Raw genomic sequence first — 25,464 nt, forward strand, 5'->3', positions numbered from 1 at the left:
AGCGTGCCGGCGGTCGGGGTCTCGAAGCCGGCAATCATGCGCAGCACGGTCGTCTTGCCGCAGCCTGATGGTCCGAGGAAGGAGATGAATTCTCCCTTCTCGATTTGCATATTGAAATCATGGACGACATGAATGTCGCCGAAGGACTTCTTGATGTGTGTAAGTTCGAGAAAAGCCATAGTGGGAACCTTACGCCTTAATCGGAGCCAGTTTTGAAAAGCGGGAAGCCAGCTGCAGAAGGCCCATGCTGAGCCAGGTGACAGCAAGCGCGATGATTGCCAGCGCGGAAGACTGATAAGCTTGATTGGCGCCGACCAGCTGCATGTACGGGCCGAATGCCGGCCGATTGAGCAGCGAGGCCATGGTGAATTCGCCCATGACGATCGCAAGCGTGATGAAGGCGCCGGAGAGAACGCCACTCATGACATTGGGAAAAATGCAGCGGAACAAGATAGTGGTCCACTTCGCGCCAAGGCTTTCCGCTGCCTCCGTCAGGGTACCGACGTCGATCGTACGCATCGCCGTATCCACCGAACGATACATATAAGGAAGAGACAAGACAATATAGGAGCAGACCAAGAGGAAGTTCGTCGCCTGCTCGAAGCCCGTCAAAGGCAGTATCGAAGATGAATTGTAGAGGCGCAGATAGCCGAAGACGATGACGATCGCCGGAATGACCAGCGGCATCAAGGTGATGAATTCAACGATCGGACGTATCTGCGGCAAACGAAGGCGGACCCAATAGGCAGTGGGGACGACCAGCAGCATGCCGAAGATGATGGTCAGCAGGGCCATAAGCATGGAATAGCCGAACGCATACAGGAAATGAGAGTCGGAAAAGACCGATGTGTAGGCGTCGAAACTATAGGCGTTACGGCGCATGCGCAGCGAGAATTCCAGCGTGCCGATGAGGGGGACGATGAAATAGATGGCACCGATGACGACAGCGATCCAGGCAAAGAGTTTTTGCAGCTTCATTTCTGCCACCGTTCCGCGCGTACGCGCATGATGATGTAAATGACGTTGGATATGCCGGTTATTACGATCATGCCGAGGGCCATGGCATATCCGAGATTGGCGTTGTGCAACACGTCGCCACGGATCTGAGCATAGAGCTGGATCGGTATGATGTTCAGCGAACTGCCGGTCAGCGCGATAGCTGTTGCAATGGCGCCGAAGGCGTTAGCAAAAAGCAGCAACGTCGTGCCAAGCAGGCTCGGCCAGAGGATGGGCAGCGCCACCATGAGCCAATATTGCTTGTTGGTCGCGCCGAGAATGGAGGCGGCCTCGCGCCATTCCTTTTTCATACCATCAAGTGCGGGCGTGATGATCAGCACCATGAGCGGAATCTGGAAATACATGTATGTGAGGGTAAGGCCGAGGAAGCTGTAGAGATTGAAGCCTTTCGAATAAAGGTTGAAGCCAAACCAGTTGCTCATCAGCAGAGTGACGAGGCCGAGGCGGCCGATCGTGGCGATGAAGGCAAAGGCCAGCGGCACACCGGCGAAGTTGGAAGCGACGCCCGAAAATGTCAGAAACGCATGGCGGAGCCAGGTTGGAAGTCCGCCCATGACCAGCGCCCAGGCCAGATAGAAACCGATCAACGCGCCGCCGAGCGAGGATGCGAGTGATACTTTGATGCTGATCCAGTAGGAGTCCCAGATGGACTTGGTGAACAGATCCGCGATGTTCTTCAGCGTAAAACTGCCGTCAGGCGTCAGAAATGCGCCCGCAATCAGGTAGATCGTCGGAAGAATCAAAAACAGCAGTGCGAAGATCAGGAAGGGCGCGATGCCCAGCCAGTCGACAACCACGCGTTTGTTGATCAGGGGTGCGGAACTGATCGTTGATGTTGTCACTGTGCTCATGAGTGGGCCAATCCGCAGCGTTTGAATACGGAAAACCTCCCCGCCCAGGCGGGGAGGTCATGTCTGGTCTGATTACTGTACGTTCGAACCGACGACAGAATCCCACTTGGTGGTGATGGCGGCCTTGCCGGCAGCCTGCTCGTCGAGCGTCGGGAAGATAGCCTTTTCATAGGCAGCAGCCGGCGGCAGCTTGTCGAGAAGCTCCTGCGGAACCTTCTTGTTCTTCGCCAGATCGTTGAAGCGGATCGGGTGGCAATAGCCCTTCAGCCAGCCAATCTGGCCTTCGTCGGAATAGAGGAACTCCATCCAGAGCTTGGCAGCATTCGGATGCGGAGCGAAAGCCGAGATTGCCTGGACGTATACGCCTGCGATGACGCCCGAAGCCGGAACGGTGACGTCGACCGGCGGGTTGCCGTTCAGGCTGTCGCGCCATGCAAGACCGTTATAGTCCCATGCAACGACGATCGGGGTTGCGCCCTGAGCCAGCGATGCGGACTTGCCGATGACCGGAACGAAGTTGCCGGCCTTGTTGAGCTTGGCGAAGTAATCCAGACCGGCTTGGCCGGCCTTGGTTGCATCCTTCTCGCCGGCAGCGAGGCCAGCTGCGTAAACGGCCTGGACAGCCTGGTTCGAGGTGCGCGGGTCGCCGGCGAGCGAAACGGTGTTCGCATATTCCGACTTCTGCAGGTCGGCCCAATCCTTCGGCGGGTTCTTCACGACGTCCTTGTTGGTGACGAAGGAGAGAACACCGTAATAGTCGCCGTACCAGTAGCCTTCGGCATCCTTTGCGCTGTCCGGAATGGAAGCCCAGGTGGAAACCTTGTAGGGCTGCAGCAGGCCTTCCTTCTTGGCGGTCGGGCCGAAGGAGAGACCGACGTCGATCACGTCGGGAGCCTGCGGGCCGGTGTTGCCCTTGTTGGCGCGGATTGCTTCGACTTCATCGCCCGAACCGGCATCCGGATTCAGTTCGTTGACTTCGATGCCGTACTTTGCCTTGAATGCAGCGATCAGGTCGCCATAACCGCACCAGTTGTGGGGCAGGGCGATGGTGGTCAGCGTGCCTTCCTTCTTGGCGGCGGCGATGAGATCGGCGCTCGGTTCTGCGGCTGCGATGGCCGTCGAAGCGACGAGCATCGCGGTGGAGATTGTCAGAAGACGATGAATATTCGAAATCACTGCATTTCCTCCTTTGGGTTATCAGTGTCTGGCGTTGCTGTTAATGACGTTACGTGAAGGTTGTGTGACGGCATCAAAGCGTTGAGTTTGCTAAGAATGCGAAGGGTTTTGCTTTTAACGGTCAAGTATGACAGTCGCTGCAGTCCAACCGCCTCGCACCACGCAATTTTTTGCTTCCGTTTCCCTCTAACTTAGCTTCCGGAACAGTTTAGTTTGCTCGAAAAGACCCTCGAGCGTTTTCATGCGCTCGCTCGTCTCGTCCCATGTCGAACTTTGCACGGCCTCGATCAGAGCTTCGACGATGAAGAGCGTCACCACGGAAGAATCCCAGGCCGACGGCGCTTCAATCTGCACGCGAAACGTGTGTCTGGCATGCTTGGCGGCCGGTGTCGCCCACTGGTCGGTAAAGACGATGATCTCGGCGCCGCGGCGGCGCGCGGCGGCTGCCAGATTGACCATTTCCTGCTCGTAGCGACGGATGTCGAAGATCACGAGCAGATCGCCCGGATTCATGTTCAGGACATATTGCGGCCAGGCGCTGGAATTTGGAGAGAGCAGGGTCGTGTTGGGGCGAATGACCTGCATATGGGTGAAGAAATATTCGGCAAGAGCGCCTGTGATGCGGCCACCGACGAAATAGAGCCCGCGTTTGCGTTCGGATAGCAGGGCGGCCACGCTATCGAACGTCGCGGCATCGATATCGGAAAGCGTCTGGCGCAAATTGCCCATGATCGCATCGGCGAAACGATTGAGAATATGCGTGCCAGGCGCATTGGATGCCCAGCGATCATGCTTCGTCAGCGGGTTGGAGATGGTAGCCTCAACCTCCTGGTGGAGGTGAGACTGAAAATCGGGATAGCCCTTGTAGCCGAGTTTTTGCACCATGCGTGCGACGGTTGGCGTCGAGACACGTGCATTTTCGGCGACTGTCGTGATGCTGCCAAGCCCCGAAACGGGATAGTTGTCGAGCAGGCTCGTGGCGAGTTGCTTTTCGGCCCGTGTCAGCGTGTCGAAACGCGCGTTGATCACGTCAGAAACTGTCTTCGACGCATTGCTCACTCGATTTTTGCTCCCCGGGACGGTCTTATGCCGATCTCCTGCAAGGATATAACAACGCTGTCACATTTCGAGTCAATGTCACAAATGAAGAAATAATTTCAGTTTCCAGTTGACAGTGGTCAAAAGCTGAAGAATTCTTTTCTTTATAAAGATTTTATTAAGCGGCGATAAGGCCCCCCAATGCTCGCGCAGCAAGGCATTTTGACGGAAGCGGACGGCGATTGCGTTGCGGTCGAAAGACCGGATGGAAGCAGCGCGGTCTTCATCATTTGCGAACATGCCTCGCGCGCCTTGCCCGAGAAGTTCGGCGATCTCGGGCTTTCCATCGAGGCGCTTTCCAGCCACATCGCCTGGGATCCGGGCGCACTTGCGGTTGCAAGGAAGATGTCCGCGAGCCTCGATGCAACCTTGGTCTCTCAACGGTTCTCGCGGCTGATCTACGACTGCAACCGCCCGCCGGAAAGCGCCGGCGCCATGCCGGAAACCAGCGAAATCTATACCATTCCCGGCAATCAACATCTCGGTGAGATGGATCGCCAGGCGCGTACGGAAGCTCTCTATATACCGTTTCACGATCGAATTCGCTCGATGCTCAAGAAGAGGGCGGCAAGCGGACAAGAAAACGTGATCGTGACGATCCACAGCTTTACGCCGGTCTATAATGGTCGGCAGAGGGCGGTTGAGCTTGGCATCCTGCATGATGAAGACCGTTGGCTGGCGGACCGCATACTGGACGCGGCGGCTAAGGCGCCGCTCTTTCACACGGAGCGCAACCAGCCTTACGGTCCGGAAGATGGTGTCACCCATACGCTGAAACTGCATGGGATCGCCAACGGCTTGCATAATGTAATGATCGAGGTCCGCAACGACCTCATCGGAGACGACGTCGGCCAAGGGGTCATGGCTGATTATCTGACAGGGCTCCTCCAGAGCAGTCTGGAAGCCTGAGCATAAAAAGAAAAAGACCCCGGGGAGCAGTTCAACTGCGATCAGGCCGCACGGCAAAATGCCGGCGGCTCACCTGACACATGGTTATCCGCAATTCCGCGGATAACCGGGATTTAGGGGGAATGACATGTCTGATTACACAGACTTAGACAAGAAACAGGATGTCCACATCCTGCACTCCATGGGCTATGCTCAAGAGCTGGAAAGGCGCATGAGTTCATTCTCGAATTTCGCCATTTCCTTCTCCATCATCTGCATTCTGTCCGGCGGCATCAACTCGCTCGCGCAGGCGACATCGGGCGCGGGCGGTGCTGCGATCGGTATCGGTTGGCCGCTGGGCTGCTTGATTTCGGGCGTTTTCGCGCTCTCGATGGCGCAGATTTCCTCGGCCTATCCAACGGCCGGCGGGCTTTATCACTGGGGCTCGATCCTCGGCAACCGGTTCACCGGCTGGCTGACGGCGTGGCTCAATCTTCTCGGCCTGATAACGGTGCTTGGCGCGATCAATGTCGGCACCTGGGGCTTCTTCAGCGGCTCCATCGCCGGATGGTTCGGCATTGCCGTCGATACCACGACTTCGGCGGGTTTCGCCAATCAGATCATTTTCGTCGCTGTCATCACCGGCCTGCAGGCGTTGATCAATCATTTCGGCATCAAGCTCACGGCAAAACTGACTGACATGTCCGGCTACCTGATCTTCGCCGCTGCGATTGCGCTGACCATCGTCTGCCTCATCGGCGTGAAGAGCTGGGACATCAGCCGCATCTGGACCTTCACCAACTACTCCGGCACGCCGGAAGGTGACGCCTCGGTTTGGCCGAAGACGGACAATGTCTGGTACATCTTCGCGCTTGGTCTGCTGCTGCCGATCTACACGATCACCGGTTATGACGCCTCGGCGCATACGTCCGAAGAGACCGTCAAGGCGTCGAGTTCCGTGCCGCGCGGCATGGTCTCCTCGGTCTGGTGGTCGTCTTTCTTCGGCTATATCATGCTCCTCGCCTTCCTTCTGGCGATCCCGGACATGAATGAGGCGTCGAAGCAGGGCTGGAACGTCTTCTTCTGGACGATCAACAGCATTACCAATCCTGTCGTCGCCAACATCCTCTATGTTGCGATTTTCATCTCGCAGCTCCTGTGCGGCCTTGCGACAGTGACATCGGCATCGCGCATGATCTATGCCTTCTCGCGTGATGGCGGCCTGCCGTTTTCGAAGGCGCTCGCCAGCGTCAGCCCGAAGTTTCGCACACCTTCCGTCGCCATCTGGACGGCTGCGGTTCTTTCAGTGCTGTTCGTCTGGGGCGCTTCGCTTGTCACGATCGCCGGCTCTTCGGCCTACACCATCGTCGTGTCGTGCACGGTCATCTTCCTTTTCCTCTCCTTCGCCGTGCCGATCGTACTCGGCATCAAGGCGATTGGAACTGCGAAATGGCCGAAGATGGGGCCGTGGAACATGGGGATCGGCCTTTATAAGGTGGTCTCGGTTCTTGTCATCCTTGCCATGGCGATCATCTTCATCATCGGTGTGCAGCCCCCGAATGAATGGGCGCTTTATATCACCATCGGCTTCCTGGTCTTGACCGCGATCGTTTGGTTTGCCTTCGAAAAGCGTCGCTTCCAGGGGCCGCCGATCGGTGACATGATCGCAAAGCGTCAGGCCGATATCGCCGCCGCCGAACGGGCCGTCGGCGAGGTATGATCCTTATCCATCATCAATCCGGCGGGGGCCGTTGTCGCGGCCCCATCCAACTCGGCGAGCGGCTTGGGGCAGTATGTCTCACAGCGCCGCCGGCCGATCACTCTTCTATCTTTCAGGCGGTTTAATTATGAGCACTAGCTATACGTTCGACGACCTCAAAAAGGATGTGGCCGAAGGGCGCATCGACACGGTTCTGGCATGCCAGGTGGACATGCAGGGCCGCCTGATGGGGAAGCGCTTCCAGGCCGAATTCTTCGTCGAGAGCGCCTGGAAGGAAACGCATAGCTGCAATTATCTTCAGGCGACCGATATCGAGATGGAGACCGTCTCCGGCTACAAGTCGACGAGCTGGGAGAAGGGCTATGGCGACTATACGATGAAGCCCGATCTGGCGACGTTGCGCCGGATCCCGTGGCTGGAAGGGACGGCGCTCGTCCTCTGCGACGTGCTCGACCATCATACGCATGAGGAAGTGGCTCATTCTCCGCGCGCCATTCTCAAGAAGCAGATCAAGCGCCTCGAGGCGATGGGCATGAAGGCCTACATGGCCTCGGAACTCGAATTCTTCCTGTTCGATCAAACTTACGATAGTGCCCGCGAGTCCGGATATCGCAACCTCAATCTCGTCAGCGGCTACAATGAGGACTACCACATCTTCCAGACCACCAAGGAAGAGGATGTGATGCGGGCGATCCGCAAGGGCCTGCAGGGCGCCGATATCCCGGTCGAAAACTCCAAGGGCGAAGCCTCGGCCGGCCAGGAGGAAATCAACGTCCGCTACGCCGATGCACTTGATATGGCCGACCGTCATGCGATCATCAAGAACGGCTGCAAGGAGATCGCCTGGTCGAAGGGCAAGGCCATCACCTTCCTGGCGAAATGGAACTACAGCGCCGCCGGCAGCTCCTCGCATATTCATCAGTCGCTCTGGAGCACAGACGGCAAGACGCCGCTGTTCTTCGACAAGGAAGAAGAACACGGCATGACGCCGCTGATGAAGCATTATGTCGCCGGTCTTTTGACGCATGCCAGCGAAATTACCTATTTCCTGGCGCCCTATATCAACTCTTACAAGCGCTTCGTCGCCGGCACCTTCGCCCCGACGAAGGCGATCTGGAGCACCGACAACCGCACGGCCGGTTATCGCCTGTGCGGCGCCGAGACCAAGAGCATCCGCATCGAATGCCGCGTCGGCGGCTCCGACCTCAATCCCTATCTCGCCTTTGCGGCGCTCATTGCCGCCGGCATCGACGGCATCGAGAACAAGCTGGAGCTGGAAGCGCCTTTCGTGGGAGACGCCTATGGTGCCCGCGAGGTTCGTGAAATTCCGCGTACCTTGCGCGATGCTGCCGTGGCGCTGACGAATTCGAAGATGTTGCGCGCAGCCTTCGGTGACGATGTGATCGATCACTACACCCGCGCTGCCGAATGGGAGCAGGAAGAGTACGATCGTCGCATCACGGATTGGGAAGTGGCGCGCGGATTCGAAAGGGCGTAAGGCTCTTTCGACCTGACTCCAACCCGATTTTCATTTTATAGTCGGGCAGGGCGCTGGGATGATCTGCGCACCCGCTTGTTCGCCTTTGAGCGATGGTGCGGGAGGCAGGTTGCGGAACATCCGGCAATCAAATTATTGATGATGAAAACAGGAATTCGATCATGACCATGATCACATGCGTCTCTCCGGTGAATGGAGAGGTTTATGCCGAGCGTCCGGCCTTGTCGCTGGATGCCGCCAAGGAAGCAGTGGCCCGCGCCCGCAAGGCGCAGAAGGAATGGGCCCGTCGCCCGCTGGAGGATCGTGTCCAGCTCGTGCTGAAGGGTGCCGCCCGGCTCAATGAGATGGCCGATGTGGTCGTGCCCGAGCTTGCCTGGCAGATGGGCCGACCGATCAAGTATGGTGGTGAGTATCGCGGTTTCAACGAGCGCTCCAACTATGTCGCGTCGATCGCCGCCGATGCGCTTGCGCCGCTGGTGGTCGAGGACAGCGCGAATTTCGCGCGGCGCATCGAACGCGAGCCGCAGGGTGTCGTCTTCGTCATCGCCCCCTGGAACTATCCTTATATGACGGCGATCAATACGATCGCGCCGGCGCTGATGGCTGGCAATACCGTCATTCTGAAGCACGCCAGCCAGACGCTGTTGGTCGGTGAGCGGTTGGTGCAGGCCTTCGTTGAGGCCGGCGTTCCCGCCGATGTTTTCCAAAACGTGTTCCTCGACCATGAAACGACCTCGGCGCTGATTGCCGCCGGCAGCTTCAATTTCGTCAATTTCACCGGCTCCGTCGAAGGCGGACGATCCATCGAACGCGCCGCCGCCGGCACCTTCACCAGCCTTGGCCTTGAGCTTGGCGGCAAGGATCCGGGCTATGTCATGGAGGACGCCGATCTCGACGCCGCCGTGGATACGCTGATGGACGGCGCCACCTACAATTCCGGTCAATGCTGCTGCGGTATCGAGCGCATCTATGTGCATGAATCGCTCTACGACGCCTTTGTCGAAAAGTCGGTTGCCTGGGTTTCGAACTACAAGCTCGGCAATCCCCTCGATCCAGAAACCTCGCTCGGACCGATGGCGCACAAGCGCTTCGCCAAGGTGGTGCGCGAGCAGATCGCCGATGCGGTCGCCAAGGGTGCCAGGGCGCTGGTCGATCCCAAGCTGTTCCCGGCCGATGACGGTGGCGCCTATCTCGCACCGCAGATCCTCGTCAACGTCGATCATTCGATGGCCTTCATGCGCGAAGAGACCTTCGGTCCGGCCGTGGGCATCATGAAGGTGAAGAACGATGCCGAGGCGCTGGAGCTGATGAACGACAGCCCCTATGGCCTGACCGCCTCGCTCTGGACCAAGGATGTCGAGCGCGCATCGCGCATCGGCCACGATATCGAGACCGGCACCGTCTTCATGAATCGCGCCGACTATCTCGATCCGGCACTTTGCTGGACCGGAGTGAAGGAAACCGGCCGCGGCGGCTCGCTGTCGATCATCGGCTTCCACAATCTAACGCGTCCTAAATCCTATCACCTGAAGAAAGTAACAGCATGAGCACTATCTCAGCCAATTGGAGCTATCCGAACGCCTTCAAGCTCGGCCGCGGCCGGATCAAGGAGCTGGCGGACGCCTGCAAGAGCCTGGGCATGAAGAAGCCGCTCCTGGTCACCGATCGGGGACTTGCTTCCATGGCGATCACCAAGACGGCGCTGGACATCCTGGAAGACGCGGGTCTCGGCCGCGCCATTTTCGCCGATGTCGATCCGAACCCGAACGAGAAGAATCTCGAAGCCGGCGTGAAGGCATTCAAGGATGGCGGTCATGACGGCGTCGTCGCCTTCGGCGGCGGTTCCGGTCTCGACCTCGGCAAGTGCGTCGCCTTCATGGCCGGTCAGACGCGGCCGGTATGGGATTTCGAAGATATCGGCGACTGGTGGACCCGCGCCAGCCTCGAGGGCATTGCCCCGATCGTGGCTGTACCGACCACGGCAGGCACGGGTTCGGAAGTCGGCCGCGCCAGCGTCATCACCAACTCCGCGACGCATGTGAAGAAGATCATCTTCCATCCGAAATTCCTGCCGGGCGTCGTCATCGCCGATCCGGAATTGACTGTGGGCATGCCGAAAGTCATCACCGCCGGCACCGGCATGGATGCGTTTGCTCATTGCCTGGAAGCCTATTCCTCGCCTTTCTATCACCCGATGTCGGCCGGCATCGCGCTGGAAGGCATGCGGCTGGTCAAGGAATTCCTGCCGCGCGCCTACAGGGAGGGAACAGACCTCGAAGCTCGCGCCAATATGATGAGCGCCGCCGCGATGGGCGCTGTCGCCTTCCAGAAGGGGCTCGGCGCCATTCATGCGCTGTCGCATCCCATCGGTGCCGTCTACAACACGCATCACGGCATGACCAATGCCGTCGTTATGCCGGCGGTCCTGCGCTTCAACCGGAAAACCATTGAAGACAAGATTGCGCGTGCCGCGGCCTACCTCGGCATTTCCGGTGGTTTTGACGGCTTCTACGACTACGTGCTGCAATTGCGCGCCGAACTTGGCGTCCCCGAAAGCCTTTCGGCTATGGGCATCGCGCCGGATCGGATCGATGAACTCTCGGCAATGGCGATTGAAGATCCAAGCGCCGGCGGCAATCCGGTGCCGATGACGCTGGAAAACACCAAGGCACTTTTCCGCGATTGCTTCTAGAACACCATCGACGCGCCGGAAGGGATCGCGACGCGTCGACCATTTTGTAGCTATAAAAAAGGCCGCCGGAAGATCGCCCGGCGGCCTTTTTGTTTGTTCTACCTGCGATCAATCGACGAATTCGACGACCACGCCGGGCTTGACCATCTTGGCGAGCTCGGTTGCATCCCAATTGGTGAGACGAACGCAGCCGTGGCTCTGCGACTTGCCAATCTTCGAGGGTTCAGGCGTGCCATGGATGCCGTACGTTGGCTTCGACAGGGCCATCCAGACAGTGCCGACCGGGCCGTTCGGACCAGGCGGAATGTCGAGGATCTTGTCGTTCGCGCCCTGCTTGAAGTTGATCTTCGGGTTGTATGTATAGCCGGGATTGAAGGCGACGCGCTCGACTGTGACCGTGCCGGAGGGCGATGGTGTGTCGGTCGAGCCGATGCTGGCCGGATAGGCCGCGATCAGCGTTCCGTTGGCATCATAGGCGAAAACCTGCTTGCGGCCCTTATCCGCAAGGATTTTTGCGACCGTACCGGTCTTGGCGGGGCCGGTATTGACGACCTTGATCGTGTTGCCCGGAACGGTGAAATCGACGCCTGGATTGAGCTCTTTCAGATAGCCTTCATCCATATGAAAGCGTTCCGCCAGCATTTCCGTCGTCGATGTATAGCCAAGCGACGGCATTTGAGCCTTTGCGGCATAGTCCTCGGGGATGGACGCGACATAGGGGCCAGCCGCGTCGGCAGCGGTAATCGTGTAGTTGATAATCGGCATGCCGCCGGACATGCGCAGCTGCTCTAGTATCCCGTCGGTGTTGTTCGGATCCAGCGTCTGGCCGGTCATCTGTTGATAGGCATAAACAGCCTTGGTGACGTTCGCGCCCATGCGGCCGTCGATCGCGCCCGGCGAGATGCCCTGGCGTGCGAGAAAGACCTCGAGCGCCGTGATCTCCGCCTTCGATTTGCCCTTGAGGGTAATGACCGGATCGGCCGGAGGCTTGCGGACGATATCCGGTGTCCCCTGCTGCGGGTCTATCGCTGCGTAGTCGTTGTCGCTCGGGTTGGTCTGACCTTGCTGGGTCTGCGCCTTCGTGCCCGGCAGCGGTTGGTTGTCGAGCGGCTCACGCTGGATGTCGCCGTCGCGCGGAATGCCGCCGGTCACGACGTTGCGGTCCTGCTGATCAGAGCCATTGTAATTTCCGTAGCCATCGCTGCGATATTGACGATAGTCGCGATAGCCATCACCGTTGGAAGAAAGTTGCGTGTCGCCGTAACGGTTGCCGGCGCCATATCCGTTATCGCCATAGGCGTCACGAGCCGGCGCGCGCGGATAATAGGTGCTGGCCCGCATCTCCGTGGCAACCACGTTGCCATAGCTGTCGATGAGAACCCGCCTGCCGCGTCCATCGCGCGCCATGACGTATCCGCCTGCGCCTTGATCTGGGTACTGATCCAGTATCCGGCCATCCGGGGTCACGAGAACGGTATTGTTGTTTCCGCTGCGATAGTATTGTGCCTGCGCGTCGGTGAGCGCAAGCATGGACACCATGGCAGTCATTGCCAGGGAAAGGCTGAATTTCACGAACCCGTTCACGTCTGTCGAATCCTCGGATGTAGTTCGGCTGACACACACATGGCAATTTTGACGCCAGTATGGAGATTTAGTTTATCATGCTGAATAAAATATAAAAAATTGCGTGATCAAGGCTTCAAGTTAACATTTGGTAAGACAACTCACCGCTTATTCTCGCTGCGCTCCATCATGGGACGATGCTTGCGGGAGCGCCGATCAGGGAGGATTTTAGAAAATGATGGATTTTTCCGCGGCCAAGGGGCCAAAACTGACGTTGGACGAAAGCTCAGTGCTGGATATCGGCGCCTGCATCGTGGAGGGCAACAATCTTGCGCCCGGACGCGCCATTCCCGATGATGGCGATCCGCGCATCGATCATTCCCTGGAGGGCTTCCTCTTCACCTGCGGGCCGGATCACATTCGCCATCCAGAGCTGATGCCTGATAGTTTTGAGGGAAGACGTTATCCGCTGCATGGTTCGCTCTCTTCTCATCCGGCCAGGATTCTCTCGACCAAATTCGAGAACGGCAATGCCGAATGCCGCGCGGACATCGACGTCGTCACCGCTGAAGGCCGCACGGCAAGGCTGGAACGTCACTGGCGGATCGACGGTGCCACCGGCGAGGTTTCGCTTGCCGATCGTCTCGTCAATACGAGTACCGAGGCGATGCCCGTCTTCCTCATGTATCATATGAACATCGGTGGCAAATGGTTCGACGCCGGCACGCGCCTGTCGGGCCAGATGCTGGAGAATGGTGGCTTTCCTTGGACATTCGGTGAAGAACCCGGCGACATTTTCTGTGTGCCGGCGCTGGAGAAAGGCGAGGACTGGGCAGAGATCAGCCTCGGTCCGATCGCGGCGATCGGCGGCAAGACATTGAGGGTGCGCTTTGGCACCGACACGCTGCCTTTCCTGCAGGTTTGGCGCAATCAGCGTGCGCCGGCGCATGTTCTCGGCATTGAGCCGGTTTCGCATCGCTGGGTCTCGCGCGCGGAGCTGGAAGAGGCTGGTGAATTCAATATTCTTGAGCCCGACGAAGCCCGCAATTTCATGCTCAACTTTGCCTTTGTTTGAGGGTGCCGAGCGGTTGACGCTCGCCGTGGGGCGGCGTAGATCAAAGCCCTCGGTTTTAGAGAGGACATGAACCATGGATATCCGCCCGATCGATGATGAATACTCGGTGTCCGGCCAGATCACCGTAGAGGATCTCGACCAGATCAAGGCCATGGGTTTCAAGTCGATCGTCTGCCATCGCCCGGACGATGAAAGCCCGGACCAGACGCCGTTCTCGGCCATTGAAGCTCGCGCCAAGGAACTTGGCCTCGAGATCACCCATGTGCCTGTCGGCCCCATGGGCGTCACCGAAGAAGCCGTGCAGGGTATGGTCGATGCGCTGGACGAGTTTCCGCGGCCGATGCTCGGCTATTGCCGTTCCGGCGCGCGCTCGACGGCGATCTATCAGAAGACGCATCATATTCGCGGCTGAACGGGCGCATTCCCAATCTTGAGATTGAAGGGCAGGCCACCGGCCGTGCCTTTCCGTTACCTGTCGAAGAACAACATCAGGAGAAAACCATGAGCATCAAGCGTATCGACGTTGGCGCCCGCATGAGCGGCGCCGTCATCCACGGCAACACCGTCTACCTCGCCGGCCAGGTCGGTGAAGGCGAAAGCGTCACCGATCAGTGCAAGTCGGCGTTGGCCGAAGTCGACCGCCTGCTCGCAGCAGCCGGCTCCAACAAGTCGAAGATCCTGCAGACGCTCATCTACCTCTCCGATATTTCCTATTTCGCAGAAATGAATGCCGCCTGGGAAGCCTGGGTCGATCCGGCCAACACGCCGGCTCGCGCGACCAGCGAAGCCAAGCTCGCTGCACCGAAGTACAAGGTCGAATTCATCGTGACGGCCGCGCTCTAAGTCGACGCGGCGTGTTTTGGAAGGCCGGTGGGCTCGCGCTCACCGGCCTTTCGTTTGAGCGATTTCCGTCAGGGTGCGCGAGGGCGTGATCGCTTCCGGATCGAGCGCAATCTCGATGATCGCCGGTTTGCCGCTGGCACGGGCCCGCTCGAATGCCGGGCCGAATTCCTCCGTCGTCATCACCGTCTCGCCGTGGCCGCCATAGGCGCGGGCGAGGGCGGCAAAATCAGGGTTCTTCAGTGCTGTGGAGCTGACACGGCCGGGATATTCCCGCTCCTGATGCATGCGGATGGTGCCGTACATGCCATTGTTGATGACCAGCGCGATCAGCGGCAAATCATATTGAACGGCAGTCGCGAATTCCTGGCCGTGCATCATGAAACAGCCGTCGCCGGCAAAGCAGATCACCTCGCGCTCCGGAAACAGCTGCTTGGCGGCGACCGCTGCCGGCAAGCCGTAGCCCATTGATCCCGAGGTGGGGGCCGCCTGGGTGTTGAAACGGCGGAAGCGATGGAAGCGATGCAGCCAGGTCGCATAGTTGCCAGCGCCGTTGGTGAAGATCGCATCATCAGCGGTATTGGCTTCGATCCAGTCCATGATGCGGCCCATGTGAACCGCACCGGGGCTTCTCTCCGGCGTCTTCGACCAGGCGAGATAAGCGGCATGCATGCGTTCGGTGCGTTCGCCCCAAGGTGTTTCGCTCGGTGCATCCAGATCGGCCAGCGCCGCGACGAAATCAGTGGGACTCGCACAGATCGCCAGATCTGGGCGGTAGACGCGGCCAAGCTCTGACGGGTCGGGATGGACGTGGACCAACTGCTGGCGCGGGTAGGGGATATCCACCAGCGTATAGCCGGAGGACGGCATCTCGGAGAGGCGCCCACCCAGAAGAATGAGCAGATCCGCCTCCTTGATTTCTTTGGCGAGCGCCGGATTGATGCCGATCCCAACATCGCCGACATAGTTCGGATGCAGATGATCGAACAGCATCTGGCGACGGAAGGAACAGCCGACCGGCAGGCTGAAACGCTCCACGAATTGCCGGATGCCGGCAACCGCCTCCTCATTCCAACGTGTGCCGCCGAGAATGACCATCGGGCGTTCCGCCGCTATGAGGCGCCGATGAAGATCGGCGAGCTGACTGCGGGCGGGATATGCGGCGACAGGCGTATATGGCTTGGCTTCCGGCGCTTCGACCTCGTCGCGGAGCATGTCCTCGGGCAGGGTCAGTACGACTGGGCCGGGACGCCCCGACGTCGCGACCGCGAAGGCACGGGTGACGAATTCCGGGATGCGGGCAGCATCGTCGATCTCGCCGACCCATTTCGCGAATTCGGTGAAGGCGCGGCGGAATTCCACTTCCTGGAAGGCCTCGCGCTCGCGGGCGTCGCGCTGAACCTGACCGATGAAGAGGATCATCGGGATCGAATCCTGCCGGGCGATATGCAGGCCGGCGGAGGCATTGGTCGCGCCGGGGCCGCGGGTGACCATGCAGATGCCCGGCTCTCCCGTCAGCCGGCCCCAGGCATCCGCCATCATCGCCGCACCACCCTCCTGACGGCAGACAAGCACCTTGATGTCGCTGTCATGCAGCGCATCGAGCACGGCAAGAAAGCTCTCGCCCGGCACGCAGGAAATACGCGCTACGCCATTGGCCTTCAAAGCTTCGACGATGAGTTGGCCGCCCGTTCGCTTCATATCTTCGCCTTTCCCTCCAGTTCGGCCAATTCGGCCAGAACCTCCTCCTGATGTTCGCCAAGGCGCGGGCTCGGCCGTGTATAGGTCAAGGGCGTCTCCGACAGAACGATCGGCGTCCGCACGCTTGGGATCATGGTGCCGACGCTGTCCTCGAGATCGATCCGCAAACCGCGCGACTTGATCTGCGGATCGGCGAACATGTCCTCGATCGTATTGATGGCGCCGGCCGGGACGGCATTGTCCTCGCAGGCCTTCAGCAGATCCGCCTTGTTCCAGGTCAGCGTCCTCGCCGATATAAATGCCCGGACCTCGTTGCGGTGGGCGACGCGGGCCTTGTTGGTCGCATAGCGCTCGTCGTCGGCGTGGGCATCGATGCCGAGAATTGCGCACAGGCGGCGGAACTGCCCATCATTGCCCACAGCCAGAATGAGATAGCCGTCGGCGGTGGGAACGACCTCATAGGGCGAGATATTGGGATGGGCATTGCCGAGGCGCACGGGCGGTTTGCCCGATATCAGATAGTTCATGTTCTGATTGGCGAGCACGGCCGACTGCACGTCGAGAAGCGCCATATCGACGAGTTGGCCTTCACCGGTCTTGAGCGCATGGATCAGGGCGGCCTCGATTGCCGAGACCGCATAGATACCGGTGAAGATATCGGCAATCGCAACGCCTGCCTTCATCGGTTGGCCGTCGGGCTCGCCGGTGATCGACATGAAGCCGGATATGCCCTGGACGATGTAGTCATAGCCTGCCAGGCCGGCATAAGGCCCTGTCTGTCCGAAGCCCGTGATAGAGCAATAGACGATCCTCGGATTGATCCTTTTCAGGCTTTCGTAGTCCAGGCCGTATTTGACCAGGCCGCCGAGCTTGAAATTCTCGATCACGACGTCGGCCGTCTTAACAAGCCGGCGCACGAGCTCCTGACCCTCTTCGTTCTTGAGGTCGGCGACGATGGAACGCTTGCCGCGATTGGCCGAATGATAATAGGCGGCCGAGAGATTTTCGCCATCCTTGCCCTCGACAAAGGGCGGGCCCCATTGGCGCGTGTCGTCGCCGCCGTCGGGATTTTCCACCTTGATGACGTCGGCGCCGAGATCGGCCAGCATCTGCCCCGCCCAGGGGCCGGCGAGCACACGAGCAAGCTCGATGACTCGAATACCGGACAGCGGAGGTTTCTTGGTTTTCTGGTCTGTCATGTCGACCCGCTCTCTCGCTTAAGGCGTGAATGCTGTTGCAGATGTATCGGATACCGGCTTGGAAGCAAAGCGCCGCTCGCGCCAGAGAATGTAGAGCCCGGAGCCGATGATGATGAATATTCCGAGCCACTTGATCGCATCCGGAAAGTTGCCGAAGACCAGCCAGCCGAAGATCGTCGCCGAGACGATCTCGAAATATTGCAGGGGAGCAAGCGTCGAGGCTGGCACGGCACGATAGGCGTGTACGGTGAGGATGCCGGCGGCGGCTGCGCTGGCGCCGACGCCGAGCAGATAAAGCATGGCAATCAGGTCCGGCAGGACGGGATCGAGGATGGCAGAACCGGTCGCACGGCCGATCGCAAGCAGGATCAGGCTGAAGCCGACGCCCCATATGCCCGTTTGAAACTGCATCGACCATGCATCCTCGCTATGGGAGACGACGCGCGTGATCATCACGTAGACGGCAATGCAGAGCGCGGTGACGACGGGCAAAAGCGCCACGAAACCGACCTCTTCGAAGCTTGGCTGGATGATCAGCATCGCGCCGAAAAAACCGACGGCGCAGGCCGTGTAGCGCCGCCAGCCGATGGTTTCCTTGAGGAAGATGCTGCTGAGAATGGTCAGCATCATCGGCTCGACGAAAAAGATGGCGATGGCATCGGCGACTTCCATGACCTGCAGCGTCGTCACGAACGAAACCATGGACAGCGTGAGCACGCCGGCGCGGATGGCATGCACGCCGCTGCGACGCCATGTCCATACGCCCCATTGTCCAAGCATGGCCATCATCGGCAGCGCAAAGAGCGATTGGAAGATGAAACGCGCGGCGGTGACTTCAGCCGGCGGAATGGTGGCTGCCGCGAGCTTGGAGAATATGTCGATGATCGGCGAGAGGACGACGGAGAGGAACATCATCAACAGGCCGAAGGTCAGCTCCGACTGCGGCAATCGAAGCGAGGTGCCGCTGCTGGCATTCATTGTAGAATTCCTTTGAGAATCAGTTCCTTGCCGTCACCTTCTCACACCAGTCGGCAAAGTCGGAAATGGCTTGGGCGGCGCCGATTTCGTTCAGCGTCTCGTGCCGCATGTCCGGATGGATCGCGGTTGTAATATGAGAGAAGCCGGCATTTTTCAAATGGTTTGACAGCCAGGAAATCGCTTTTCCGTTGTCGGTCGCCGGATCCTTGCCGCCTCCCGTCAGATGAATCGGCTTGTCACGCCGCAGCCGGTCGAGATAGGTCTTCTGCGGGGCGCGAAAGCTGAGCTCGAATATGTCAAGCCAGAGCGAGACAGATGCATTGAAGCCGCAGAGCGGATCGGCGATGTACTTGTCCACCTGCTCGGGAACGCGCGAAAGCCAGTCGAACTCGGTGTGGCGGTTCGGGATGGATTTGCCCCAGGTAGCGAAGGTCAGTTTCGGCAACGGCCCGCTGGGGACGTCCGATCCTTTGAACATGCGCTCCGTCTTCAGGATGAGCTGGGCGGCGCGGCCGGCGAGGCCGGGATTGAAGTTGGAGTTCCAGACCGCGACGGCATCGAATTTATCCGGATGCGTGACGACCGTGTTGAGGCTGATCAATCCTCCCATGGAGTGACCGAAGAGAATGATGGGCAGGCCGGGATGGGCCGTCGCGGCAAGCTCGCGCATGGCCAGCACATCAGAGATGACCTGCCCGACGCCGTTTCTTCGCGCGAAACGGCCGATTGGAGCGTCGGCAGCAATAGTCTCGCCATGGCCGCGATGATCATGGGCATAGACATGAAAGCCGCGCGCGGCCATGGCTTCAGCAAAAGCTGCGTAGCGGCGTGAATGTTCGGCAAGGCCATGAGATATCAGGAGGATGCCGCGTGCATCGCCTTTAGCCGGCGAATGATGATAGGCAATCGTCGCGCCCGTCGGGCTTTCCAGGCGTTGCGTCTCGGCGAACATGCATGGTTCCTCCCCATTTGGACGAAAGGTCATCATTCGGTTGATTGCAATGGATAACGATCGAAGCCCACAGAAATAAATCTTCGCAAGCCATGTGATTCAGGGTTGCATCTACTCAACCAAACTGCTTATTTGTTCCTATAATGTTCTAATTGGAGGCATGAAATGAAGCATTTGCTTCGGATATTTGCGGTTGTGCTCCTTTCGGCCGGAACGATCGCCAGCGCGGCGGCGCAGGAGCAGAGCAGAGGGCGGACGCGCTTTATACTGGCGGCGAGCTGGGAGCCGGCGTTTTGTGCGACGAACCAGAAGAAGGCGGAATGCCGGAACCAATCGTCGAACAACTATGACGCCACAAATTTCTCGCTGCACGGCCTTTGGCCGATGCGGCAGGAATATTGCGACGTTTCGGACGATTTGAAACAGGCCGACCGCAGCAGCGATTGGAAGGATCTACCGGCGGTTCAGCTGTCGCAGGAAGTCAAGGCAAAGCTCGACAAGGTCATGCCGGGCACCCAGTCCGGCCTCGAACGCCATGAATGGATCAAGCACGGCACATGCACGAAGCTCAGCGCCGATCAGTTTTTCTCGACCGCTGCCGGTTTGATCGCCGAACTCAATGCATCGGCTGTGCGCGATCTTTTCGCTGAGAATATCGGCAAGGAGTTGGATGCCGAAACCATCAAGGCCGCCTTCGACCAGAGCTTCGGCGAGGGTGCCAATGCGCGCATCAAGATGAGCTGCCGCCGGGTCGGCAATACCAGGATGATTTCGGAATTGACGATCGGCCTCTCCGAAGATGCGATCGATCCGCAGCAGGGCGGCGAGCCACGGCTTGGCAAACTGATCCAGGGTGCCGGCAGCACGTCGTTCGGGTGCGATCGCGGCGTGGTGGATGCGGCCGGTTTCTGAGGAAATACGGGCTTTATGACTCGGATAATGCCCTCGGACAAGGTTTCGCCGTTGCCCGAGGGCGGGGTTTCGCCTACATAGCGGCACAATTCACAATGTTGTCCGCCCGTGGAGTAACCCAAGCTATGGCACGTCAGTTCATTTATCATATGGCCGGTCTGAATAAGGCCTATGGCGCCAAGAAAATTCTCGAGAATATCCATCTCTCCTTCTACCCCGATGCCAAGATCGGTATTCTCGGTCCGAACGGTGCAGGTAAGTCGACTGTGCTGCGGATCATGGCCGGTCTCGATAAGGAGTATACCGGCGAGGCCTGGCTGGCCGAGGGTGCCACCATCGGCTATTTGGCGCAGGAGCCGCAGCTCGATCCGGCGAAGACGGCGCTCGAAAACGTCATGGAAGGCGTTGCGGCGAAGACTGACGTCCTCAATCGTTACAACGAACTGATGATGAACTATTCCGACGAGACGGCGGAAGAGGGCGCTAAGCTCCAGGACATCATCGACAGCCAGAATCTCTGGGACCTGGAAAGCCAGGTTGAGATGGCAATGGATGCGTTGCGCTGCCCGCCTGGCGATGCCGACGTCACCAAACTCTCCGGCGGCGAACGCCGTCGTGTGGCGTTGTGCAAGCTGCTGCTGTCGCAGCCGGACGTGCTGCTGCTCGACGAACCGACCAACCATCTGGACGCCGAAACCATCGCCTGGTTGGAAAAGCATCTGCGTGCCTATCCGGGCGCCGTGCTGATGATTACCCACGATCGCTACTTCCTGGATAACGTCACCGGCTGGATCCTCGAACTCGACCGCGGTCGCGGCATTCCCTACGAAGGCAACTACTCCTCCTACTTGCTGGCGAAGGCGAAGCGCATGCAGCAGGAAGGTCGCGAAGAGGCCGGTCGCCAGAAGGCGATCGCTCGCGAACAGGAATGGATCGCTTCCAGCCCGAAAGCCCGCCAGTCGAAGTCCAAGGCCCGTATCCGCGCCTATGACGAGTTGGTCGATGCCGCCGAGAACCAGCGTCCCGGCGATGCGCAGATCATTATTCCGGTCGGTGAGCGTCTCGGCCAGGTGGTCATCGAAATGGAAGGCATCAACAAGGGTTATGGCGACCGAATGTTGATCGAAGGTCTGTCGCTGAAGCTGCCGCCGGGCGGTATCGTCGGCGTCATCGGTCCGAACGGCGCCGGCAAGACGACGCTTTTCCGCATGATCACCGGCCAGGAAAAGCCGGATAGCGGCAGCATCCGCATCGGCGACAGCGTTCATCTCGGCTATGTCGACCAGAGCCGTGACGCACTCGATGGCGGCAAGACCGTCTGGGAAGAGATTTCCGGCGGCGCCGAAGTCATCAAGCTCGGCAAGTATGAAATGAATTCGCGCGCTTATTGCGCGACCTTCAATTTCAAGGGCGGCGACCAGCAACAGAAGGTCGGTAACCTCTCGGGCGGCCAGCGCAACCGCGTGCATCTTGCCAAGATGCTGAAGGCCGGCGGCAACGTTCTGCTGCTCGACGAACCGACCAACGACCTTGATACGGAAACGCTTGGCGCTCTCGAGATCGCGCTTGAAAACTTTGCCGGTTGCGCCGTCATCATCAGCCACGATCGCATGTTCCTTGATCGTCTGGCCACGCATATCCTCGCTTTCGAAGGCGATAGCCATGTCGAATGGTTCGAAGGCAACTTCGAGGATTACGAACAGGACAAGATGCGCCGTCTCGGCGTTGACAGCATCAATCCGAGCCGCGTCACCTATAAGCGCCTGACGCGATAAGCTTCTGCTTTTGCTCTTCGAAAACCCCGGCTTGACCGGGGTTTTTGTTTATCCGGCGTTGGCATTCGGTGTTCCGTTTTCGGCAGAAACTAACAGATTTCCGATGTCAAACCGCGTCGGCGATCGTTTGGCTCTTGCAGAATGCACCCAAATCACATAAAGATATCTTTATATCTTGATTGGGTGTGGAATGACTGATGTTGTGAAGCTCGGCTTGGATGAGGTTGTGGACGTGCTGAAAGCCGTCGGCGAGCCCACGCGGCTGCGGCTACTGGCACTTCTTGCCGCCGGCGATCTGACAGTCACCGATCTTACCGAAATTCTCGGCCAATCACAGCCCCGCATTTCGCGGCATCTGAAACTGCTTGGAGAAGCGGGCCTGATCGACCGCTATCAGGAAGGCGCCTGGGCCTATTTCCGACTGAAGCAGGACGGCAAGGCCGTGATGATGGCACGAACGCTTCTGCGCCATACGGCGGAGAAGGATTCCGTGTTGTTGCGCGACGGGGAGCGTCTTGCTTCCGTGAAGCGCATTCGCGCCGAGCGCGCGCAAGCCTATTTCAGCCGGAATGCTGCCGAGTGGGATGAGCTGCGCCGTCTGCATGTCGCCGACGAGGATGTCGACAAGGCGCTGATCGAATTGATAGGCCCGCAGCCGATCGATTCCTTTCTCGATCTCGGTACCGGCACGGGCCGGATGCTGCAGCTGTTGGCGGGTCACTATCGCCGCGCCATCGGCATCGATGCCAGCCGCGACATGCTGGCCGTAGCCCGCGCCAATCTCGACCGTTCCAACATCATGGCCGCATCGGTGCGTCAGGGCGATATTTTCAACCTGCCGCTCGAGCAGCAGGATTTCGATCTGATCACCATTCACCAGGTACTGCATTTCCTTGATCAGCCGCAGATCGCGGTTGCGGAAGCGGCGCGAATGCTGCGGCCCGGCGGTCGGCTTGCCATCATCGATCTCGCGCCGCACGGGCTGGAATATCTGCGCGATGAGCATGCGCATCTGCGTCTCGGTTTCTCGCATCAGACCATATCCGATTGGCTGAAATTGGCCGGGCTCGATGTCGAGCAGGTACAGGATCTTCATTCGGGGAGGGAAAGCGGTCAGGCGTTGACAGTCACGATCTGGCTGGCGCGCGACCCGCGGTTGCTGATGGCAGCCGAGCAGGACCGCCAATCGTCCCCCATTCTTGCCGGGAGAGTTTGACATGTCTTCTAAATCCGAAAATGGCCAGGGCGGTATCCGTATTTCCTTCGAGTTCTTCCCGCCAAAGTCGGAAGAAGCCGAGCAGCAGCTATGGAATACGGTTTCGGAATTGAGCGAATGGGAGCCGGAATTCGTTTCGGTGACATATGGAGCGGGTGGATCGACCAAGGCGCCGACGCTCTCGGCCGTGCGAAAGATGATCCATGAGACGCCGTTCACGACTGCTTCGCATCTGACTTGCGTCGGTGCGACGCGCGAGGATACGCATCGGGTGATCGACGAATTTCTCGCCACCGGCGTCCGCCGTTTCGTCGCCCTGCGCGGCGACCCGCCGGGCGGTGTCGGTTCCGCCTACCAGCCGCATCCGGGCGGCTATGCCAATGCCGCCGAACTGGTGACCGCGCTGCGTGAGCGGGGGGATTTCGATATTTCCGTATCGGCCTATCCGGAAAAGCATCCGGAGAGCCGCGATACCGTAGCCGACATCGATATGCTGAAGCGCAAGGCTGACAACGGCGCAGACCGCGCCCTGACGCAGTTCTTCTTCGATAATGATGCCTTCGAGCGCTATCATGATCGCGTTCGCGCAACCGGCATCAAGATCCCGGTCGTGCCGGGCATCATGCCGATCCAGAACCTGACGCAACTGAAGCGCTTTGCCGGTGCCTGCGGTACCAGCATTCCGTCCTGGCTCGATGAACGTTTCGATGGTCTCGACGAAAATACCGATGAGCGCGCCAAGGTCGCGGCCGATGTCGCCGCCGAACAGATCCAGGATCTGATGCGTCGCGGCATTCACGAGTTTCATCTCTATACGATGAACCGCTCGCCTCTCGTTTCTGCCGTCCTCGAGCGGCTGGGCCTCCAGCGCAAGGTGGATGCTCGGGCGGGCGCTGCCGCCTAAGGTTGCCATACAACACATGAAAAAGCGCATGTCCCTCCCGGGCATGCGCTTTTTTAATGGAATAGTCGTTTTGTTAGCTTTTCGGAGTTCGGTCGCCTGCGGTGATCGTCATGCCGTTAGATGAAAAGCATCGTTACGACGAAAATGAAGGCCGCACCAACCACTAGGACGTTGATGGATCGCGTCAATCCCATGTCTTCCTCCTCAGTCAGCCGTTAAATTTTATGTCGATAATGTGTCGCTTGGAAAGAGAATTCGATGCTGCGGCGCGGTATCCGGTTGGCGTTTTGATTCATGGTTTCGCCTTAGCGAATTGATTTCATTAAATAAATCTCCCTTGTTTGCCGCCTGGCCCGCTGTGAATAAGTGTTAACGCATACCTATTCCCAACGCCGTGTATGACTTATTTCGGGTGGAGGGGTGCGGATTATGCCGCGCCGGCGCGCATGCCATGCCTTATCCATGCGTAGGTGCGGCCATCAAGGATGAGCAAGCCCAGCGCGATGAGCATCATGCCGGCGATCTCGGTGAAGCCGAGCCGTTCACCCAGGAAAAGAAAGCCGAGCAGCATAGCGCTTGGCGGTACCAGGAGGGTGACAAGCGAGGCGTTCGTCGCGCCGGCAAGCGCCATGATGCGAAAATAGAGGATGTAGGCGAAAGCGGTCGATAGCAGGGCTAGCCCTAGAATGGCTGCTATCGCGGCGGCCGGCGGTGTCGCCAGCATCCAAGGCTGGTCTATGACCAGGGCGACCGGCAACATGATGAGCGAGGAGCCGGTCAGCTGGCCAGCCGCGACGACGGGCGGCGCGATGCCTTTGAAGCGCTTGGCGTAAATCGCCGCGAAGCCATAGGAAATTGCCGCGATGATCGGCAGCAGCAGCGCCCAGAAGGGCACAGAAGCGCTGTTGGTCACGCTTGGCGCGAGCAGGATGACCGTGCCGACGAGCCCGGCGAGGCAGCCGGCCAGCTTGGCCGATGTCAGCCGCTCGTCCGTCGTCAACTGATTGCCGATCAGGACCGTCCAGATCGGTGTGGTTGCGTTGAGGATAGAGGCAAGTCCCGCTCCCATCTCTGTCTGGCCGAAGAAGATCAATGTGTGCGGTACCGCATTGTTGATGAGGCCGAGCATCAAGAATTGCCGCCAATGGCTCCGCAGCACCTGATAGATCCCGAAACGGCCAGCGAGATAGACATGCAACGCCACCGCTGCCAGCGACAATCGCAGAAGGACGAGGGTGAAGGGTGGGACATGGTGAACGGCAATACGGGCAAAGAAGAACGACCCACCCCAGATCAGCCCGAGCAATAGCAGCAGGCCCCAGGTGAGTGCACTCATTCGGTTTTCGCTGTCCATCGCCGTTCATCCCGTTTCGGCTCATGTAAACCGGGAGAGAGCGGGGGTTCCACCC

At 59.1% G+C, this 25,464-nt stretch carries 23 protein-coding genes; 12 read left to right on the forward strand and 11 right to left on the reverse strand.

Annotation, left to right across the window (positions count from 1 at the left end; all coding sequences use genetic code 11):
* The 5 genes from FHT29_RS23270 to FHT29_RS23290 form a co-directional block, all read right to left on the reverse strand.
* Window positions 1-179 (reverse strand): ATP-binding cassette domain-containing protein (locus FHT29_RS23270; protein WP_168600191.1); only part of this gene is annotated, 179 nt, incomplete at its 3' end.
* 10 nt (window positions 180-189) lie between these two features.
* Entirely contained in the window at window positions 190-978 is a 789-nt protein-coding gene (locus FHT29_RS23275) for an ABC transporter permease (RefSeq protein ID WP_037202798.1), read from the reverse strand.
* Window positions 975-1,868, reverse strand: a complete 894-nt coding sequence (locus FHT29_RS23280; RefSeq protein WP_037202796.1) for an ABC transporter permease subunit — start codon at window positions 1,866-1,868, stop codon at window positions 975-977. The genes FHT29_RS23275 and FHT29_RS23280 overlap by 4 nt, the downstream gene beginning before the upstream one ends.
* A 72-nt stretch (window positions 1,869-1,940) precedes the next feature.
* Window positions 1,941-3,044 carry an ABC transporter substrate-binding protein gene (locus tag FHT29_RS23285; RefSeq protein WP_037202795.1) on the reverse strand — a complete coding sequence of 368 codons (1,104 nt, stop codon included), beginning with the start codon at window positions 3,042-3,044 and terminating at the stop codon, window positions 1,941-1,943.
* A 186-nt stretch (window positions 3,045-3,230) separates the two neighbouring features.
* On the reverse strand, window positions 3,231-4,103 hold the full coding sequence (locus tag FHT29_RS23290; protein ID WP_037202794.1) for a MurR/RpiR family transcriptional regulator: 873 nt from the start codon (window positions 4,101-4,103) through the stop codon (window positions 3,231-3,233).
* Between the two features lie 180 nt (window positions 4,104-4,283).
* On the opposite strand from FHT29_RS23290, the gene FHT29_RS23295 reads away from it, so the two are divergent.
* From FHT29_RS23295 to FHT29_RS23315, 5 genes are all read left to right on the forward strand, one after another.
* Window positions 4,284-5,051, forward strand: a complete 768-nt coding sequence (locus FHT29_RS23295; RefSeq protein ID WP_047558116.1) for an N-formylglutamate amidohydrolase — start codon at window positions 4,284-4,286, stop codon at window positions 5,049-5,051.
* Window positions 5,052-5,178: 127 nt separating this feature from the next.
* The gene (locus FHT29_RS23300; RefSeq protein ID WP_047558114.1) at window positions 5,179-6,750 is read left to right on the forward strand and encodes an amino acid permease; all 1,572 of its coding nucleotides are present in this window, start codon (window positions 5,179-5,181) and stop codon (window positions 6,748-6,750) included.
* Window positions 6,751-6,877: 127 nt separating this feature from the next.
* Window positions 6,878-8,248, forward strand: coding sequence for a glutamine synthetase family protein (locus tag FHT29_RS23305; RefSeq protein ID WP_047558113.1), 1,371 nt, complete (start codon window positions 6,878-6,880; stop codon window positions 8,246-8,248).
* A 161-nt stretch (window positions 8,249-8,409) separates the two neighbouring features.
* Window positions 8,410-9,795 carry an aldehyde dehydrogenase family protein gene (locus tag FHT29_RS23310; RefSeq protein WP_047558137.1) on the forward strand — a complete coding sequence of 462 codons (1,386 nt, stop codon included), beginning with the start codon at window positions 8,410-8,412 and terminating at the stop codon, window positions 9,793-9,795.
* Complete coding sequence (locus tag FHT29_RS23315; RefSeq protein WP_037202786.1) at window positions 9,792-10,940, forward strand: iron-containing alcohol dehydrogenase; 1,149 nt, start codon at window positions 9,792-9,794, stop codon at window positions 10,938-10,940. The genes FHT29_RS23310 and FHT29_RS23315 overlap by 4 nt, the downstream gene beginning before the upstream one ends.
* A 108-nt stretch (window positions 10,941-11,048) precedes the next feature.
* On the opposite strand, the gene FHT29_RS23320 is transcribed toward FHT29_RS23315, so the two are convergent.
* A complete protein-coding gene (locus FHT29_RS23320; protein WP_112442976.1) occupies window positions 11,049-12,488 on the reverse strand; it encodes a L,D-transpeptidase in 1,440 nt (479 codons plus the stop codon).
* 250 nt (window positions 12,489-12,738) lie between these two features.
* Here FHT29_RS23320 and FHT29_RS23325 point away from each other — a divergent pair, with 250 nt between their 5' ends.
* The 3 genes from FHT29_RS23325 to FHT29_RS23335 all read left to right on the forward strand — a co-directional run bounded on the left by FHT29_RS23325 (window position 12,739) and on the right by FHT29_RS23335 (window position 14,421).
* Window positions 12,739-13,578 carry a DUF4432 family protein gene (locus FHT29_RS23325; RefSeq protein ID WP_037202783.1) on the forward strand — a complete coding sequence of 280 codons (840 nt, stop codon included), beginning with the start codon at window positions 12,739-12,741 and terminating at the stop codon, window positions 13,576-13,578.
* 73 nt (window positions 13,579-13,651) lie between these two features.
* The gene (locus FHT29_RS23330) at window positions 13,652-13,990 is read left to right on the forward strand and encodes a TIGR01244 family sulfur transferase (protein ID WP_037202781.1); all 339 of its coding nucleotides are present in this window, start codon (window positions 13,652-13,654) and stop codon (window positions 13,988-13,990) included.
* 89 nt (window positions 13,991-14,079) lie between these two features.
* Window positions 14,080-14,421: a RidA family protein gene (locus FHT29_RS23335; protein WP_015340385.1), complete on the forward strand. Its 342-nt coding sequence runs from the start codon at window positions 14,080-14,082 to the stop codon at window positions 14,419-14,421.
* A gap of 39 nt (window positions 14,422-14,460) precedes the next feature.
* On the opposite strand, the gene FHT29_RS23340 is transcribed toward FHT29_RS23335, so the two are convergent.
* Genes FHT29_RS23340 through FHT29_RS23355 form a run of 4 tightly spaced genes read right to left on the reverse strand, consistent with a single transcriptional unit; the run spans window position 14,461 to window position 19,248 of the window.
* Complete coding sequence (locus tag FHT29_RS23340) at window positions 14,461-16,119, reverse strand: thiamine pyrophosphate-binding protein (RefSeq protein ID WP_037202779.1); 1,659 nt, start codon at window positions 16,117-16,119, stop codon at window positions 14,461-14,463.
* Window positions 16,116-17,318 carry a CaiB/BaiF CoA-transferase family protein gene (locus tag FHT29_RS23345; RefSeq protein ID WP_047558109.1) on the reverse strand — a complete coding sequence of 401 codons (1,203 nt, stop codon included), beginning with the start codon at window positions 17,316-17,318 and terminating at the stop codon, window positions 16,116-16,118. Before FHT29_RS23345 ends, FHT29_RS23340 begins: the two co-directional genes overlap by 4 nt.
* 18 nt (window positions 17,319-17,336) lie before the next feature.
* A complete protein-coding gene (locus FHT29_RS23350; protein WP_037202775.1) occupies window positions 17,337-18,296 on the reverse strand; it encodes a DMT family transporter in 960 nt (319 codons plus the stop codon).
* A gap of 19 nt (window positions 18,297-18,315) precedes the next feature.
* Entirely contained in the window at window positions 18,316-19,248 is a 933-nt protein-coding gene (locus FHT29_RS23355; protein WP_168600192.1) for an alpha/beta hydrolase, read from the reverse strand.
* Window positions 19,249-19,413: 165 nt separating this feature from the next.
* Here FHT29_RS23355 and FHT29_RS23360 point away from each other — a divergent pair, with 165 nt between their 5' ends.
* From FHT29_RS23360 to metF, 4 genes are all read left to right on the forward strand, one after another.
* A complete protein-coding gene (locus tag FHT29_RS23360) occupies window positions 19,414-20,160 on the forward strand; it encodes a ribonuclease (RefSeq protein ID WP_037202771.1) in 747 nt (248 codons plus the stop codon).
* Between the two features lie 125 nt (window positions 20,161-20,285).
* Window positions 20,286-21,935 (forward strand): energy-dependent translational throttle protein EttA, encoded by a 1,650-nt coding sequence (gene ettA, locus FHT29_RS23365; RefSeq protein WP_037202770.1) that lies wholly within the window; start codon window positions 20,286-20,288, stop codon window positions 21,933-21,935.
* Window positions 21,936-22,125: 190 nt separating this feature from the next.
* Window positions 22,126-23,151, forward strand: a complete 1,026-nt coding sequence (locus FHT29_RS23370; protein WP_047558106.1) for a metalloregulator ArsR/SmtB family transcription factor — start codon at window positions 22,126-22,128, stop codon at window positions 23,149-23,151.
* A 1-nt stretch (window position 23,152) separates the two neighbouring features.
* Window positions 23,153-24,055, forward strand: a complete 903-nt coding sequence (gene metF / locus FHT29_RS23375; protein WP_037202766.1) for a methylenetetrahydrofolate reductase [NAD(P)H] — start codon at window positions 23,153-23,155, stop codon at window positions 24,053-24,055.
* Between the two features lie 427 nt (window positions 24,056-24,482).
* Here the strand turns inward: metF and FHT29_RS23380 are convergent, their stop codons facing one another.
* Window positions 24,483-25,409 (reverse strand): DMT family transporter, encoded by a 927-nt coding sequence (locus FHT29_RS23380; RefSeq protein ID WP_037202765.1) that lies wholly within the window; start codon window positions 25,407-25,409, stop codon window positions 24,483-24,485.
* Between the last annotated feature and the right edge of the window lie 55 nt (window positions 25,410-25,464).

It is taken from the genome of Rhizobium sp. SG741 (genome assembly GCF_012275435.1).
Lineage (GTDB): Bacteria > Pseudomonadota > Alphaproteobacteria > Rhizobiales > Rhizobiaceae > Rhizobium > Rhizobium lusitanum.

Excerpts from the sequence above, each read along its gene's own strand:
- ettA (WP_037202770.1), top strand. The coding sequence starts at position 20,286 with ATGGCACGTCAGTTCATTTATCATATGGCCGGTCTGAATAAGGCCTAT.
- FHT29_RS23295 (WP_047558116.1), top strand. The coding sequence starts at position 4,284 with ATGCTCGCGCAGCAAGGCATTTTGACGGAAGCGGACGGCGATTGCGTT.
- FHT29_RS23355 (WP_168600192.1), bottom strand. The coding sequence starts at position 19,248 with ATGTTCGCCGAGACGCAACGCCTGGAAAGCCCGACGGGCGCGACGATT.
- FHT29_RS23300 (WP_047558114.1), top strand. The coding sequence starts at position 5,179 with ATGTCTGATTACACAGACTTAGACAAGAAACAGGATGTCCACATCCTG.
- FHT29_RS23320 (WP_112442976.1), bottom strand. The coding sequence starts at position 12,488 with ATGACTGCCATGGTGTCCATGCTTGCGCTCACCGACGCGCAGGCACAA.
- FHT29_RS23350 (WP_037202775.1), bottom strand. The coding sequence starts at position 18,296 with ATGAATGCCAGCAGCGGCACCTCGCTTCGATTGCCGCAGTCGGAGCTG.
- FHT29_RS23345 (WP_047558109.1), bottom strand. The coding sequence starts at position 17,318 with ATGACAGACCAGAAAACCAAGAAACCTCCGCTGTCCGGTATTCGAGTC.
- FHT29_RS23340 (WP_037202779.1), bottom strand. The coding sequence starts at position 16,119 with ATGAAGCGAACGGGCGGCCAACTCATCGTCGAAGCTTTGAAGGCCAAT.
- FHT29_RS23335 (WP_015340385.1), top strand. The coding sequence starts at position 14,080 with ATGAGCATCAAGCGTATCGACGTTGGCGCCCGCATGAGCGGCGCCGTC.
- FHT29_RS23370 (WP_047558106.1), top strand. The coding sequence starts at position 22,126 with ATGACTGATGTTGTGAAGCTCGGCTTGGATGAGGTTGTGGACGTGCTG.
- FHT29_RS23360 (WP_037202771.1), top strand. The coding sequence starts at position 19,414 with ATGAAGCATTTGCTTCGGATATTTGCGGTTGTGCTCCTTTCGGCCGGA.
- FHT29_RS23310 (WP_047558137.1), top strand. The coding sequence starts at position 8,410 with ATGACCATGATCACATGCGTCTCTCCGGTGAATGGAGAGGTTTATGCC.
- FHT29_RS23280 (WP_037202796.1), bottom strand. The coding sequence starts at position 1,868 with ATGAGCACAGTGACAACATCAACGATCAGTTCCGCACCCCTGATCAAC.
- FHT29_RS23325 (WP_037202783.1), top strand. The coding sequence starts at position 12,739 with ATGATGGATTTTTCCGCGGCCAAGGGGCCAAAACTGACGTTGGACGAA.
- metF (WP_037202766.1), top strand. The coding sequence starts at position 23,153 with ATGTCTTCTAAATCCGAAAATGGCCAGGGCGGTATCCGTATTTCCTTC.
- FHT29_RS23380 (WP_037202765.1), bottom strand. The coding sequence starts at position 25,409 with ATGGACAGCGAAAACCGAATGAGTGCACTCACCTGGGGCCTGCTGCTA.
- FHT29_RS23330 (WP_037202781.1), top strand. The coding sequence starts at position 13,652 with ATGGATATCCGCCCGATCGATGATGAATACTCGGTGTCCGGCCAGATC.
- FHT29_RS23305 (WP_047558113.1), top strand. The coding sequence starts at position 6,878 with ATGAGCACTAGCTATACGTTCGACGACCTCAAAAAGGATGTGGCCGAA.
- FHT29_RS23315 (WP_037202786.1), top strand. The coding sequence starts at position 9,792 with ATGAGCACTATCTCAGCCAATTGGAGCTATCCGAACGCCTTCAAGCTC.
- FHT29_RS23275 (WP_037202798.1), bottom strand. The coding sequence starts at position 978 with ATGAAGCTGCAAAAACTCTTTGCCTGGATCGCTGTCGTCATCGGTGCC.